The sequence below is a fragment of the Streptomyces sp. BoleA5 genome (genome assembly GCF_000373665.1).
Lineage (GTDB): Bacteria > Actinomycetota > Actinomycetes > Streptomycetales > Streptomycetaceae > Actinacidiphila.
The window spans coordinates 1-13,738 of sequence record NZ_KB892127.1; the positions used below are offsets into that span (position 1 = coordinate 1).

The following is a 13,738-nucleotide window of genomic DNA, read 5'->3' on the forward strand; positions in this document are numbered from 1 at the left end:
GCCATCGCCCGCGCCCTGGCCAACCGGCCCGCCCTGATCATCGCCGACGAACCCACCGGCCAACTCGACGCCGACACCGGCCGCGCCGTCATGGAACTCCTGCGCGCCGTCGTCCACAGCGAAGGCGTCACCGCCCTCGTCGCCACCCACGACCCCCAACTCCTCGCCCTCGCCGACCGCGTCCTCGAACTCCGAGACGGCCACATCCTCACCACCGACTGACACCCGGTTTCCTCCGGAGAGTGGGGACATTCCGCCTTTCGGCGCGTAAATTGGGTTGTGAACGGTGCCGATCCGTGTGATCACGGAAAGCGCGGAGGTGAGGGATCGCATGGCTTCGGTGACCCGGAAGGCGCGGAGCGTCGAGCACACCGCGGAGAGCCTGCAGGACGACCTGGTCCGCCTGGAGGCCCAGCGGCAGGCCCTGGAGCGGGAGCTCGCCGCGGTCATGGCGCACCTCGGCTCGGTGCAGCGGGCCCTCGGCGCGCTCCAAGCCGTCATCCGCCCGCCCGCGTCCGCCGTCCCCGCGGACGTCACAGCGGCCCCGGCGGACACCGGGAGTCCGTACGGGAGGCTCACCGAGCAAATCATGGACTTCTTCGAGCGGTCCGGTGACACCGAGGTACGTGCCCGCGACGTCGCCGCGGCCCTCGGCCGTGACGGCGACAGCGGCAGCATCAACGCCGTCCGGAGCACACTGGACCGCCTCGTGGGGACGTCGCGCGTCGACCGCGCGGGCCGCGGACTCTACCGGGCGCGCCGGTCCTGAGACCGCGTCGTCCCGGGCGCCGTCCCGGCCGGCGTGACGATCACGCCCTCCCGGTGATCAGCGGTCGCGACGATCCGGGGTTCCACATTGTTCGAACATTCGGGTTATCGTGACCGTATGGCCGACCAGCATTCCCACGAGGCGAGCGAGATGAGCCTGCCCCGCGTCCTCGCCGCGTTGAGCGATCCGACGCGGATCGGGATCGTGCGCGTCCTGGCCGACGGCAGGGAGCGCGGGTGGGGCCAGCTGCGGGCGCCGGTCGCGAAGTCCACGTTGAGCCACCATCTGAAGATCCTGCGCGAGGCCGGCATCACCCGGACCCGCCAGGAGGGGACGCGTTGCTACGTCACGCTGCGCCGTGCCGAGCTGGACGAGCGGTTCCCCGACCTGACGCGCGCCCTGCTCGCGGCGGCCGACGCCGAGGACGTCGGCGAGGTCACCGCGGACGAGTCGTAAGGCGGGCAGCGCCGTCGGTGTTCAGTGTGGTCACCCCGTGTGTTCGCCGTACTAATCTGTGTGCGCGGACGTTGGCCCCCAGGGGCCGGGAATGAGAGGACACATGGTCTCAGCAGCGCACACGACCGAGGATCTCCAGGTCACGGCCGGAGCCCTGCGGGGAGAACTGCAGCGCCTCGAGTCGCAGAAGCAGGCACTCGAACGGGAGTTGGCGGCGGTCGTCGCCCATCTGGGATCGGTGCGCAGGGCGCTCGGCGCCCTCAGTCACCTCGCGGTCACGGGTCCCGCCGTTGCTGCCGCGGGCATCGACGGCGAGGACGTCCGGACCGAGGAGCGGCAGTCTCCCCTCGTGGAGGACGGCGCGGCCGACGACACCGGACACCCGGACGAGGACGGCGGCGAAGAAGCTGTCGGGGCGCAGGCCGCCGCTTCCGCGGTGGGCGGCTACGGCAGGCTCACCGAGCAGATCCTGGAGTACCTGGCCACCACGGGCGGATCGGAGGTCCGGGCGCGCGAGGTCGCGGCCGCCCTCGGCCGCGACGAGAACGCCGGCAGCATCAACGCGGTGCGCAGCACACTCGACCGTCTGGTGGGCGCGTCCAGGGTGCAACGGGCCGGTCGGGGCCTGTACCGGGCCGCCGTCTGACGGCCGGGGGCGCAAGGCCCCCGCGCGTCGTTGTCACGTTCCGGACGGCTGGCCTGTCGAGAGTGTGCATGGCGCTCCGCGCCGGGAGAGCGACCGGAGGAACGGGGTTCCCCTGCCCCCGCCTCCGGCCGCTCTCCTCTCGACCGGCCGATCCGCCTGGAGGGCGACGATGCTCCCGAACACCGATGACGCCCCCGACGTGCGGGCGATCGTCATGTCACTGGCCTCGGAGGCCGCCTCCCTGGATGCGCACGTGCGCCGGCTGCGCGAGGAGATCTCCGGCGTGGACGCGCGGCTGGACGCCGTGCACGAGTCCCTGCGCCGGCTGCCCGGCCTCGCGCTCCCGGACCCGGGCCCGGGAGGGATCGACGGGGTGAAGGGCGCGGCCTCTCCCTCGATAGACTGACACTGTGACACAACATGTGGAAAGTGTGAATTCATCCGCCGCGCCCGCCGTCCTCCCCAGCGCCGCCGACAGCGCCGCCGGGCCGCTCGCCCCGGGTACGCACACGATCACCGTCGACCACAGGGGCACCGCCGTCGCGCAGCGGTACCACGTCGCCGGCGCCGGGGGCCCGGTGTGCGTCGCCCTCTCCGGCGGGCCCGGCATCGGCTGGGAGTACCTGCGTATGCCGCTCCTGGAGCGTGCCTTCACGATGGTGTACGTCGAGCCCGTCGGCACCGGTGAGTCCGGGCGCCTGCCCGACCCGCGCGAGTACACCCTGCCGACGTACACGCACTTCCTGAACGGTGTGATCGAGCACCTCGCACAGCCGCCGGTGACGCTGCTCGGCCATTCGTACGGCGGTTTCGTCGCCCAGCAGTACGCGCTGGAGCACCCGGAGCACCTCGCCTCGCTCGTCCTCTACGACACGTCCCCGGTGACCGGCGAGGAGTTCTGGGCCGACGCCGTGGCCAACATGGAGCGGTTCGCCCGCCGCCATGTCGCGGACCACCCCGAGGTGGCCCGCTACGTGGAGGCCCTGACGGCCCCGCTCGGCCGGCTCGACGACGACGGCGCCACCGAGTGCCTCCGCACGACCATGCCGGCGTACGTCGTCGACTACTGGGGGCGCGAGGGCGAGTTCGGGCCCGCGCGCGGCTCCCTGCGCATGTACGCGGAACCCTCGCTCGGCGAGGAGCCGGCCTTCGACGTCCGGGAGCGACTGTCCGGCGTCACGGCGCCCACGCTGGTGCTGGTCGGCGCCGAGGACTTCATCTGCGGGCCGCGGTGGGCACGGATGCTCCACGAGCGGATCCCCGGCGCGCGGCTCGCCGTCCTCGACGGGACGGGCCACCTGGCGCACGTCGAGCGCCCCGCGGAGTTCACGCACACGGTGGCCGGCTTCTTGCTGGAACACGCCGTTCCGCGCGGACCGGGACACTGACCGGGGGCGCGGAGGGCGCCGACGTCCTCCGCGCCCGGCTCAGCGCCGGGGCAGGTGGTACGGCTCGTGCGACACCCGGGGAACGGGGAGGACCAGGCCCTCCAGGTACTGCCGGACGAGGCGCGGGCATTTCTCGTCGGTGGCCCGCCAGGTGGTTCCGGGGAGCGGGCGGCCCAGCTGCGACACGACGGCGAGGAGGTCCTCGGCGGTCGCGTCCTCGCGCACCCGCCCCGCCCGCTGGGCGCGCGACAGCAGCCGCCGCGCCGCGGCGGCCACACGGGCCCGGGGCCCGGAGCCCGCCGCCGGCCCGTCGGCGCCCCCTTCGGGCAGGCAGTACAGCGCGGCCGGCCGCGCGGTCGCCAGGGACTCCAGGAAGCCCCGCAGCGCGACCAGGGGGTCGCACGTGGACAGCCGGGCCTCGGCAGCGGCGGCGACGGCCGCGACCTCCTCGGCGACGTCGGTCAGCAGTTCCTCACGGCTTCCGTAGTGGCGGTAGAGCGTCGCGTTGCTGACCCCGGCCAGGCGGGCTATCCGGTCCAGGGACACGCTCGCGCCCTGTTCGGCGAGCAGGTCGGCGGCGGCGGTACGGATCCTGCGGCGGTTGCGCACCGCGTCGGCCCGCAGTCCGCCGCAGCGCACATCGCACTCCTGCCGTGTTCCGCCGTCCGGCACGGGAGGGGTCATGCTCCGGTCCGCGGTGGGCGAGGGGCGCGCAGGTGGGCGCGCCGGGCCAGTTCCTCGTCCTCGACGAGGGTGAGCATCGGCTGGCCGGGCGCGCACAGCATGGTCACGACGAACCGCGTCCGCGCGTCCTGCAGTGCGTTGCCGTCCTGGTAGTGGATCACGTCCCCGCCCGGCTCCCAGAACGTCTCACCGGCCCTGACGATGCGCTCCGGCTCGCCCTCGAGCTCGAAGCGGACCGCGCCCTCGAGCACGTACCCGAAGGCCGGCCCCGAGTGGCGGTGCGGCGGGGTCCCGGGGTCGCCGGGGGGCCACTCGACGGCGATGGTCATCCCCGAGGCGCCCTCGGGGAGGAACGGCGGCTTGGCCTCCTGCAGCATCGTCACCGCTGTCTTCCAGACCTCCGACCGGGGCTCTTCGCTGCCGCCGCTGCCCTGTGTCCCGTTGTCCGGCATTGTGCTGCACCTCCATGGTTATGCCTGAATTGGGAGGAAATGATGATATTCCGGCCTCCCACAGTCCCGATGTACCGACATCGGCGGGCGGTGTCCGCTCTCGTCCTCTGCGGGCGGAGGTCGCCGCTCCTTCATACGACCGGACAGCGCGCGCTTGCGTGACGTCCGCCTCGTTCCCGCCTCGTCCCCGCCTTCCCCACCCCCACCGTCCGCGCCGCCGCGGAACGGCCCCCGGTGCTGTCACAACCACGGCCCCGCCGCGGTCACAGCAGGTGGAGCGGCCGGCTGCGCCGTCACGCGGACACCACAGGGGTCGCCGGCCCCGCGGACGAAAGGGACCCGGATGAGAGTCGTTGTCGCAGGGGCCACCGGCCTGGTCGGCTCCCGGACGGTCGTCAGGCTGCGGGACCACGGGGTGGAGGTCGTCCCCCTGTCCCACCGCGACCACTCCGACGCGGCCACGGAGCGGGACCTGGCCCGGGCTCTGCGCGGCGCCGACATCGTGGTCGACGTCACCGACGCGCCCTCGCCCACGGAGCCGCTGAGCCTGCAGTTCTTCCGCACCTCCACGACCGCTCTGGTGGCCGCCGCCGAGAGGGCGGGCGCCGAGCACCACGTCGTCCTCTCCTTCGTGGGGGCCGAGCGGCTGCTGTCGGGATGGTTCCGCGCGAAGCTGCTGCTGGAGGAACAGGTGCGGCGCTCCCCCGTCCCCCACTCGATCGTCCGTGCCACCCTGTCCTTCGAGTGCGTCGAGGCCATGGCCCGTCAGAACGCGCACCAGGACGGCGAGGTGCGCGTGGCGCCCGCCCTCGTGCGGCCCGCGGCGGCGGACGACGTCGCCGCGGCGGTCGCGCACGTGGCGGTGGGGGTCCCGCTGTTCGGCACCCTGGAGGTCGCCGGGCCGGAGGAGTTCGGGCTCGACGAGCTGACCGCCGAGCTGCTGGCCGCCAGGGGCGACGCGCGGCAGGTCGTCGCCGACGAGCACGCCTGGTTCTTCGGCGCCGAGCTGCAGCGCCGGTCTTTGCTCCCGGCGGCGCACGCCCATGGCGCCCCCACGGCGTTCCGCGAGTGGCTCGCGCGACGGTGAGGACCTCGGCACCGCTTGCGCGGCGCACCGTTGCCCACGCGGCGACCACCCTCCGCGAGTCCCCCTCCGCGGCCGCCGCCGCCCTCCCCGCCCCACACCCCGACAGGAAGGCTCCCATGAGCGATCCGGCGCAGTCCACGCACTCCCACCCGGCCGGCGGGTTCGACCGGCTGCCCGACCCTGACGCCGAGGAGACCGCGGAGTGGCGGGAGTCGCTCGACGCCGTCATCCGGCACGCCGGGCCCGAGCGCGCCGCGTACCTGCTGCGGCGCGTCCACGAGTACGCCTCGGCATCCGGCGTGCCGCTCCCGGGGCTGCTCTCCACGGAACCCGTCAACACCGTCCCCGCCGCCGCCCAGCCGGACTTTCCCGGCGACCTCGCCATGGAGGCCCGGATCACCGCGCTGAACCGGTGGAACGCGGCGGCGATGGTCACCCGCGGCTCCCACCTGGGCCTCGGGGGACACATAGTGACGTACGCGTCGGCGGCCTGGCTCTACGAGGTCGGCTTCAACCACTTCTTCCAGGGCAAGGAGGGTCCCGGAGGAGGTTCCGGCGACCAGCTGTACGTGCAGGGGCACGCGTCGCCCGGCATCTACGCCCGGGCGTTCCTGGAGGGCCGGCTGCACGAGGGGCAGCTGGACGCCTACCGCCGCGAGGCCGGCGGCCGCGGTCTGCCGTCCTATCCGCACCCGCGGCGCCTGCCGTGGCTGTGGGAGTTCCCCACGGTCTCCATGGGCCTGGGTCCTCTCGCGGCCGTCTACCAGGCCAGGTTCAACCGCTACCTCCACGCCCGGGGCATCAAGGACACCTCCGGGTCCCGGGTGTGGGCGTTCCTCGGGGACGGCGAGGTGGACGAGCCCGAGTCGCTGGCCGCGCTGGCGCTCGCCGCGCGTGAGGGCCTCGACAACCTGACCTTCGTCGTCAACTGCAACCTGCAGCGGCTCGACGGACCGGTGCGCTCGAACTCCAGCATCGTGCGGGAACTCGAGGGCCGGTTCCGCGGCGCGGGCTGGAACGTGGTGAAGTCGCTGTGGGGCGAGGCCTGGGACCCGGTGCTGGCGCAGGACTCCGACGGGGCGCTGGTGCGGCGGCTCGGCCAGGTGCCCGACGCCCAGATGCAGACGTACGCGGCGCGGGACGCGGCGTACGTACGCGAGCACTTCTTCACCGGCGACGCGCTGTCCCGCATCGCGGCGGGACTGACCGACAGCCGGATCACCGAGCTGTTCACCGAGTCGCGGGGCGGCCACGAACCCCTGAAGGTGTACGCCGCCTACCGCGCCGCCGTGGAACACAGGGGCGCGCCGACGGTCGTCCTCGCCCAGACCGTCAAGGGGCACACCCTGGGGGCGGACTTCGAGTCGCGCAACGCCAACCACCAGATGAAGAAGCTGACGATGGAGCAGTTCCGCCGGATGCGCGACACCTTGGAGCTGCCCATCCCGGACAGCGCGCTCAGCGGCGACCAGGTGCCGTTCTGGCACCCCGGCGAGGACTCCGAGGAGGTCCGCTACCTGCGCGAGCGGCGGGCCGCGCTCGGTGGCCCCGCTCCGGCGCGGAGGGTGCTCGCCCATCCGCTGAAGCAGCCGCCGCAGGCGCCCTTCGAGTCGCTGCGGAAGGGCTTCGGCAAGCAGGAGGTGGCCACCACCATGGCACTCGTGCGGCTGGTCAAGGACCTGATGCGCGACCCGGACACGGGGCGGCGCTGGGTGCCGATCGTCCCCGACGAGGCGCGCACGTTCGGCATGGAGTCGCTCTTCCCGAGCGCCGGGATCTACTCCCCCGACGGCCAGACCTACGAGCCGGTCGACGCCGGCCAGTTGCTGCACTACCGCGAGGCCGAGAACGGGCAGCTGATCGACGAGGGCATCACCGAGGCCGGGTCGCTGGCGGAGTTCACGGCCGCCGCGACCTCGTACGCCACGCACGGCGAGCCCATGATCCCGTTCTACATCTTCTACGCCATGTTCGGGTTCCAGCGCACGGGCGACCAGTTCTGGGCCCTGGCCGACCAGTTGGGTCGCGGCTTCGTGGTCGGCGCGACCGCGGGCCGTACGACGATGACGGGCGAGGGCCTGCAGCACGCCGACGGCCACTCGCACCTGATCGCGTCCACCAACCCGGCGGCCGTCTGCTACGACCCGGCGTTCGCCTTCGAGATCGCGGTGATCGTCAGGGAGGGGCTGCGCCGCATGTACGGCGACCGGCCCGAGGACGTCTTCTACTACCTGACGGTCTACAACGAGTCGAAGCGGCAGCCGGCCATGCCCGAGGGGCCGTCCGTCGAGGAGGGGATCCTGCGGGGCGTCTACCGCTTCCGGCAGGCGGACACCGGCGCCGGGCCGCGGATCCAGCTGCTGGCCTCCGGCACCGCGATCCACTGGGCGCTGGAGGCCCAGGAGCTCCTCGCGTCCGAGTGGGGGGTGCGGGCGGACGTCTGGTCGGTGACCTCCTGGACGGAACTGCGCCGCGACGCGCTCGACGCCGACCGGCAGCGCCTGGACGGCGAGGAGCGCGTCCCGTACGTGACGTCGGCGCTGTCGGGAGCGGCCGGGCCCGTCCTGGCGGTCAGCGACTGGATGCGGCAGGTGCCCGACCAGATCAGCCAGTGGGTCGAGCAGGACTACTCGTCCCTCGGCACGGACGGCTTCGGCCTGTCGGACACCCGGGAGGCCGCGCGCCACTACTTCCGGGTCGACGCCGGGTCGATCGTGGTGGCCGCACTGGACCGGTTGGCGCGCACCGGAGCGGTCACCCCGCAGACGGTGGAGCGGGCCCGCGGCCGATACGGCCGGCAGGCCTGACGCGCCCACCGGGGGCACGGGTGCCTCCGTGCCCCGCGGGCCCTCGGCGTGAGGGTCGCCGAGGGCCCGCCCCCGCGCCGGGTGACGGCCCGGCGCGGGGGTCACTCCCGCAGCCCCGCGAGCGCCGCCGCACCGCCGCGCAGGGCCGACCACGCCGGGACGGCCGACGCGGCGACCCCGAACACCGCGCACGCCGCGGTGGCCGCGCCGGCGGCCGCCCACGGCACTTCGACCGGAACGCTCACCGACAGCAGGGCCAGCGCGCACCCCATTGCGGCGAGGTTGAGCACGGCGACGGCCAGGCCCAGGAAGGCGCCGATCGCGACCACCACCAGGGACTCGGCGGCCACCAGCCGCAGTACCTGGCGCCGCGTGGCCCCGGCCAGCCGCAAGACCGCCAGCTCGCGGGCCCGGTCGGAGGTGGCCATCACCATGGTGTTGACCAGGGAGACGGCCGTGTAGAGCAGGGCGATGCCGAGGACGACCAGGAAGCCCAGCCGGGTCGTGCGGTCGTTCGACGGCCGCAGGGCGGCGAGCCACTCGTCCCGGGTCTGCACCCGGCCGCCGTCCGGCTGAACCGCCTCGCGCAGCGCGGCGTTCACCGCGCCGGCGTCGGCGCCGTCCGTCAGGGCGACGTCCACCCGGTCGACGGGGGCGTGCGGGGCGTTGGCGGGCGTGACGTAGACGCCGTTGCCGCCCGTACCGGTGGCCATGACCGCCGCGATGCGCAGAGTCCTGCCGGCACCGTTCCCGAGCCACACCCGGACGCTCTGTCCGACGGAGTGCCGTTCCCATTCCTCGTTGACGACGATCGACCCGTCGTCGAGGTCGGTCACCTTCCCCGCGACGAGCGGCAACCGCGTGGTGGCGGCGAGTGCCCCGGGGTCGGCGGCGCGCGCCTCGGACCTGATCAGTGCCGGGCCGTCCTCCAGCGCGAACACCTCGCTCGCCGCGGTCGGCGACACCTCGGTCCCGGGGATGCCGCGCAGGCGTTCCAGGGTCCGCGCGCCGAAGCCCGTGCCGCCCGGCGCGGTGACCACGAAGGTTGCGGCGGTGCGCTCGCGGGCCTCCTGGGCCTCGGCCCGGTCGAGGGTTGCGGGGGCGCCGAGGAGCGAGCCGGTGAGGGCGACGGTCACCAGCACCGGCGCCGCGACCGCGGCGGTACGGCGCACGCCGGCGGCGGCGTTCTCGCCCACGAGCATGCCGGCCGCGCCCGGCAGCCGGCCGAGGACCCGGGCGAGCAGCCGGGTCGGCGGGCGCAGCAGAACGGGGGTGAGCAGCGCGGTCGCGGTGATCAGCAGCATCGGCCGGCTCACGTACGTCTTGCGGTGCAGCAGGTCGCCGGGGTCGCCGGCGAGCGTGACGCAGAGGGTGACGACGGCGGTCAGCAGCAGCCCGGCGCCGACGAGCCGACGGCCCCAGGTCATCGCCCCCGTGTCCACGGAGGCCTCGCGCAGCGCCTGTGCGGGGCCGGTGCGGCCGGCGCGCCAGGAGGCCGCGGCCGCTCCGGCGAGGGCGACGAGCAGACCCGTCCAGAAGGCCGCGTGGTAGGGCCAGGTGTGGTCGCCGACGGTGAACCAGACGGGTGCGAGCCCGCCGTCGACCACGGTCGCGGCCAGCCACGGCGCGGCGTACCCGCCGAGCGCGCACCCCGCCGCCGAGGCGAGCACCCCCACCAGGAGGGACTCCGCCAGTACCATCCGGCTGAGCTGGCCCGGGGTGGCTCCCGCGGTGCGCAGCAGCCCGAACTCGCGGCGGCGCTGGGCGACCGCGAAGGCGAACGTGGACGCCACGACGAACACCGACACGAAGGCGGTGACGCCGCCCGCGGTGCCGAACAGGGCGTTCAGCGCGGTCACCGCCTCGTCGTCCCGGCCGGGGTCGGCGTCGGCGTAGCGGCGGTCGTTCCCGGTGAGGACCCGGGCGCCGCTGCCGCTGACGGCGTCCCGCACCGCGGCGGCGTCCGCGTCGACCACCGACTGCACGCTGCGGGGGCACAGCCGGGCGGCGCGGGCGTCGGTGTAGAACACGGCGTGCTCGAACCCGAGGTCGGGCACGGTGCCGACGACGCGGACGGTGCCCCGGTCGGTGCGCACGCGCTGCCCCGGTACGGCCCAGCCGCCGGTCACGACGACCTCGTCGGCGGCGCGGGGCGCGCGTCCGGCGCTGAGCCCGTACGGGGCGAAGGCGGCGGTGGACCAGGGGTGTCCGACGAGGTCGCCGGGGCCGTCCCCGGCCCGTACGGGGAAGGACCGGTCCTCGACGACCGTGCCGAGCCGCCGCAGTGCGCCCAGGGTCGCGGCGGGCACGGCGCGCGGCTGCGCGAGCGGCCGCGTCCGCTCGCCTCTCGGCGTGGGCACCCGCAGGGTGTCCTGGCCGCGGACGACGACAGGCGCGGCGGCGAACCGCTCGGGGCGGCGCTCGGGCGCGTCCTGGGAGGAGGCGAGGACCAGGCCCATCACGGCGAGCAGCGCGACCCCCAGCGTCAGCGCCACGAAACTGCCGGCGAAGGTGACCCGGCGGGTGCGCAGGGTGTGCAGGGCGACACTCAGCACGGAACGGCCTCCAGCCCGGTCATGCGCGCGGCGATGGCGTCGGCGCCCGCGGCGGCCAACTCGCCGTGGACGCGGCCGTCGACGAGGAACACGACACGGTCGGCGTAGGAGGCGGCCACCGGGTCGTGGGTGACCATCACGACGGTCCGGCCCTCGCCGTCGGCCATCCGCCGCAGCAGGGTCAGCACCTCGCGGCCGGCCCGCGAGTCCAGGGCGCCGGTCGGTTCGTCGCCGAACAGCACCTCGGGACGGGTGATCAGGGCGCGGGCCAGGGCGACGCGTTGCTGCTGCCCGCCGGACAGCTCCGACGGCCGGTGCCCGGAGCGGTCGCCGAGGCCGACCTGCTCGAGCACTTCGCGCACCCGGGCCCGCGAGGGCCTGCGGCCGGCCAGCCGCAGGGGCAGCGCGGCATTCTGCGCGGCGGTCAGCGACGGCAGCAGGTTGAACGCCTGGAAGACGAAGCCGATGCGCTCGCGGCGCAGCAGTGTCAGCCGGGTCTCGCCGAGCGCGGTCAGGTCGGTGTCGCCGAGCAGGACCGACCCCGAGGTGGGCCGGTCCAGGCCCGCGGCGCACTGCAGGAGGGTGGACTTGCCCGAGCCGGAGGGCCCCATGACGGCGGTGAAGGAGCCCTTGGGGAAGCCGAGGGTGACCTCGTCCAGGGCCGTCACGGCACTGTCGCCGCAGCCGTGCCGCCTGCTGACGGAGCGCAATCGGATGGCGTCGTCGTTCATCGGTCCCCACTGGGTCGGTTGCCGGTTCTCCCCCGCGCCCGGCGGGGCGGGGTGCTCCGGGAGGCGGTGTCTCCCGGACGGCTCCACGAAACCGCCCGGGAAGGCCCCGGCGCAGTGCGGCAGGGGCGAGAACCGGGGTGGGGCCAGCCATACCCCCGGTCCTCCCCCTGGGCGGATGGTCCGGGCCGGCGCCCGGGACCTACGGTGATCCGCATGCATCCCAGGAATGTGTGGCAGGCGATGTCCGGACCGGGCTTCCTGCTGTCCGCGTGGCCGTGGCGCTCGCTGGCGTACCTGCTGACCGGGGTGGTCGCGGGCGCCGTCACCCTCGTGGGGATCGTGACCGCGGCAGCCGCCGGGGCCGCCCTCGCCGTCCTCCTGGTGGGGCTGCCGCTGCTCGTCCTCACCGCGCTCGCCGGCCTTCCCGTGGCCGTGCTGGAGCGGGCCCGGTTGCGCCTGGTCGACCGCGATCCCGCGCCGGGGCCCCATGTGCCTCCCGCCGCGGGAGGGTTGTGGCCGTGGCTGACGACCCGGCTGCGGGAGCGGGCGACCTGGCGGGAGCTGGGTCACGCCCTGCTGTTCGCGGGTGTGCTGTGGCCGGTGGACGCCCTCGTCGTCACCGTCGGGCTGGTGGCGCCGCTCTCCCTGGTCGCCGCCCCGGTGCTCATGGCCACCGTCGGGCAGGGGCACGAGGCGAAGGTGCTCAAGCAGTGGACGGTCACCACCTGGCCGGCCGCGTGCGGCACTGCCGTCCTGGGGCTGCTGCTGCTCGCAATCGGCGCCTATGCGCTGGGCGTCGCCGCGGGCGCCCGGGCCGGCCTCGCCCGGCTCCTCGTCGCCCCGCGCGACCGCGACCTGGGCGCCCGGATCGTCGAACTGACCCGCTCCCGCGTACGCCTGGTGGACGCCTTCGAGGCGGAGCGGCGCAGGATCGAGCGCGACCTGCACGACGGGGCGCAGCAACGCCTGGTCGCACTGTCGATGGCCCTGGGCATGGCCCGGCTGGACGCGCCACCCGGTCCGCTGGCCGACCGGCTCGCCGAGGCCCACGAGGAGGCGGGCAGGGCCCTGGAGGAACTGCGCGAGCTCATCAACGGCGTCCACCCCCGGGTCCTGACCGACTTCGGCCTGGGGGCGGCCGTCGCCGACGCCGCCGACCGCTCGGCCGTCCCCGTCGACGTGGACCTGGAACTGCCCGGGCGGCTGCCCCGGGCGGTCGAGGCCGCCGCGTACTTCGTGGTCCGCGAGGCCCTCGCCAATGTCGCCCGGCACAGCGCCGCCGACCGCGCGCGGGTCAGCGGCGGGCACCGGGACGGGCGGCTCGTCCTCCAGGTCCGCGACGACGGCCGCGGCGGCGCCGTACCCGGCGCGGGCAGCGGACTGACCGGGCTCGCCGACCGGGTGTCCGTGCTGGATGGCAGACTCTCCCTGTCCAGTCCCCCGGGCGGACCGACCCTGCTGCGTGTGGAGATCCCTTGCGAGTGGACCGAGCGCTCCGCGTAGTGCTGGCCGAGGACAGCGTGCTGCTGCGGGACGGCCTGACGGGGCTGCTGGAGCGCTGCGGGCACCGGGTCGTGGCCGCCGTGGGCGACGCCGACGCGCTGGTCGCGGCCGTCGGTGAGCACTCCCCCGACGTGGTGGTGACGGACGTCCGCATGCCTCCGGGCTTCCAGGACGAGGGCCTGCGGGCGGCGGTGCGGCTGCGGCGGGAGCGGCCCGCCCTGCCCGTCCTCGTCCTCAGCCAGTACGTGCAGCGCTCCTACGCGGGCGAACTGCTGGACTCCGGCGACGGAAAGGGCCTCGGGTACCTGCTGAAGGACCGGGTCGGGCAGGTCGAGGAGTTCGTCGAGGCGCTGGGCGAGGTCGCGGCCGGCGGCACGGTCGTCGACCCCGAGGTCGTACGGCAGTTGCTGCGCCGCCGCCGCGATCCGCTGGAGCGCCTCACGCCGCGCGAGCGGGAGGTGCTGGCACTGGTCGCCGAGGGGCGGTCGAACGCCGCGATCGCCCGTGCGCTGGTCGTCTCCGAGGCGGCCGTGGGCAAGCACATCGGCAGCATCCTCACCAAGCTCGACCTGCCTCCGGCCGAGGAGACCCACCGCCGCGTCCTGGCCGTCCTCGCCTATCTGCGGGCCTGATCGCTCCCCCGGCGTGCGCCGGGTGTAC

13 protein-coding genes and 1 pseudogene are annotated in these 13,738 nt (G+C 74.7%); 10 read left to right on the forward strand and 4 right to left on the reverse strand.

Annotated elements, in window-relative coordinates; all coding sequences use genetic code 11:
• From B085_RS44430 to B085_RS0132070, 6 genes and pseudogenes are all read left to right on the forward strand, one after another.
• Nucleotides 1-222 (forward strand): annotated as a pseudogene (locus B085_RS44430) (ABC transporter ATP-binding protein); the annotation flags it as partial.
• A gap of 109 nt (nt 223-331) precedes the next feature.
• Nucleotides 332-769, forward strand: coding sequence for a hypothetical protein (locus B085_RS0132050; RefSeq protein ID WP_018562703.1), 438 nt, complete (start codon nt 332-334; stop codon nt 767-769).
• A 117-nt stretch (nt 770-886) separates the two neighbouring features.
• Nucleotides 887-1,225 carry an ArsR/SmtB family transcription factor gene (locus B085_RS0132055; protein ID WP_018562704.1) on the forward strand — a complete coding sequence of 113 codons (339 nt, stop codon included), beginning with the start codon at nt 887-889 and terminating at the stop codon, nt 1,223-1,225.
• Nucleotides 1,226-1,328: 103 nt separating this feature from the next.
• Complete coding sequence (locus B085_RS0132060) at nt 1,329-1,871, forward strand: hypothetical protein (protein ID WP_018562705.1); 543 nt, start codon at nt 1,329-1,331, stop codon at nt 1,869-1,871.
• A 169-nt stretch (nt 1,872-2,040) separates the two neighbouring features.
• Nucleotides 2,041-2,277, forward strand: coding sequence for a hypothetical protein (locus B085_RS44435; protein WP_018562706.1), 237 nt, complete (start codon nt 2,041-2,043; stop codon nt 2,275-2,277).
• Between the two features lie 25 nt (nt 2,278-2,302).
• Nucleotides 2,303-3,259 carry an alpha/beta fold hydrolase gene (locus B085_RS0132070; RefSeq protein WP_018562707.1) on the forward strand — a complete coding sequence of 319 codons (957 nt, stop codon included), beginning with the start codon at nt 2,303-2,305 and terminating at the stop codon, nt 3,257-3,259.
• 39 nt (nt 3,260-3,298) lie between these two features.
• On the opposite strand, the gene B085_RS44440 is transcribed toward B085_RS0132070, so the two are convergent.
• Both B085_RS44440 and B085_RS0132080 read right to left on the reverse strand, forming a co-directional pair.
• Nucleotides 3,299-3,943 (reverse strand): TetR/AcrR family transcriptional regulator, encoded by a 645-nt coding sequence (locus tag B085_RS44440; protein ID WP_078620168.1) that lies wholly within the window; start codon nt 3,941-3,943, stop codon nt 3,299-3,301.
• Complete coding sequence (locus B085_RS0132080; RefSeq protein ID WP_018562709.1) at nt 3,940-4,395, reverse strand: cupin domain-containing protein; 456 nt, start codon at nt 4,393-4,395, stop codon at nt 3,940-3,942. The genes B085_RS44440 and B085_RS0132080 overlap by 4 nt, the downstream gene beginning before the upstream one ends.
• A 343-nt stretch (nt 4,396-4,738) precedes the next feature.
• On the opposite strand from B085_RS0132080, the gene B085_RS0132085 reads away from it, so the two are divergent.
• Both B085_RS0132085 and aceE read left to right on the forward strand, forming a co-directional pair.
• Complete coding sequence (locus B085_RS0132085; protein ID WP_018562710.1) at nt 4,739-5,482, forward strand: SDR family oxidoreductase; 744 nt, start codon at nt 4,739-4,741, stop codon at nt 5,480-5,482.
• Nucleotides 5,483-5,598: 116 nt separating this feature from the next.
• Complete coding sequence (gene aceE / locus B085_RS0132090) at nt 5,599-8,289, forward strand: pyruvate dehydrogenase (acetyl-transferring), homodimeric type (RefSeq protein ID WP_018562711.1); 2,691 nt, start codon at nt 5,599-5,601, stop codon at nt 8,287-8,289.
• A 101-nt stretch (nt 8,290-8,390) separates the two neighbouring features.
• On the opposite strand, the gene B085_RS0132095 is transcribed toward aceE, so the two are convergent.
• Together B085_RS0132095 and B085_RS0132100 are read right to left on the reverse strand one after the other, a co-directional pair.
• Complete coding sequence (locus B085_RS0132095; protein ID WP_018562712.1) at nt 8,391-10,844, reverse strand: FtsX-like permease family protein; 2,454 nt, start codon at nt 10,842-10,844, stop codon at nt 8,391-8,393.
• On the reverse strand, nt 10,838-11,575 hold the full coding sequence (locus tag B085_RS0132100) for an ABC transporter ATP-binding protein (protein WP_018562713.1): 738 nt from the start codon (nt 11,573-11,575) through the stop codon (nt 10,838-10,840). The genes B085_RS0132095 and B085_RS0132100 overlap by 7 nt, the downstream gene beginning before the upstream one ends.
• Before the next feature lie 213 nt (nt 11,576-11,788).
• Between B085_RS0132100 and B085_RS0132105 the strand changes: the two genes are divergently transcribed.
• Both B085_RS0132105 and B085_RS0132110 read left to right on the forward strand, forming a co-directional pair.
• Nucleotides 11,789-13,078, forward strand: coding sequence for a sensor histidine kinase (locus B085_RS0132105; RefSeq protein ID WP_037732900.1), 1,290 nt, complete (start codon nt 11,789-11,791; stop codon nt 13,076-13,078).
• On the forward strand, nt 13,078-13,710 hold the full coding sequence (locus B085_RS0132110; protein WP_018562715.1) for a response regulator: 633 nt from the start codon (nt 13,078-13,080) through the stop codon (nt 13,708-13,710). Before B085_RS0132105 ends, B085_RS0132110 begins: the two co-directional genes overlap by 1 nt.
• The last annotated feature ends 28 nt before the right edge of the window (nt 13,711-13,738 follow it).

Coding starts and splice junctions, on each gene's coding strand:
- B085_RS0132050 (WP_018562703.1), top strand. CDS start 332: ATGGCTTCGGTGACCCGGAAGGCGCGGAGCGTCGAGCACACCGCGGAG.
- B085_RS0132055 (WP_018562704.1), top strand. CDS start 887: ATGGCCGACCAGCATTCCCACGAGGCGAGCGAGATGAGCCTGCCCCGC.
- B085_RS0132060 (WP_018562705.1), top strand. CDS start 1,329: ATGGTCTCAGCAGCGCACACGACCGAGGATCTCCAGGTCACGGCCGGA.
- B085_RS44435 (WP_018562706.1), top strand. CDS start 2,041: ATGCTCCCGAACACCGATGACGCCCCCGACGTGCGGGCGATCGTCATG.
- B085_RS44440 (WP_078620168.1), bottom strand. CDS start 3,943: ATGACCCCTCCCGTGCCGGACGGCGGAACACGGCAGGAGTGCGATGTG.
- B085_RS0132080 (WP_018562709.1), bottom strand. CDS start 4,395: ATGCCGGACAACGGGACACAGGGCAGCGGCGGCAGCGAAGAGCCCCGG.
- B085_RS0132085 (WP_018562710.1), top strand. CDS start 4,739: ATGAGAGTCGTTGTCGCAGGGGCCACCGGCCTGGTCGGCTCCCGGACG.
- aceE (WP_018562711.1), top strand. CDS start 5,599: ATGAGCGATCCGGCGCAGTCCACGCACTCCCACCCGGCCGGCGGGTTC.
- B085_RS0132100 (WP_018562713.1), bottom strand. CDS start 11,575: ATGAACGACGACGCCATCCGATTGCGCTCCGTCAGCAGGCGGCACGGC.
- B085_RS0132105 (WP_037732900.1), top strand. CDS start 11,789: ATGCATCCCAGGAATGTGTGGCAGGCGATGTCCGGACCGGGCTTCCTG.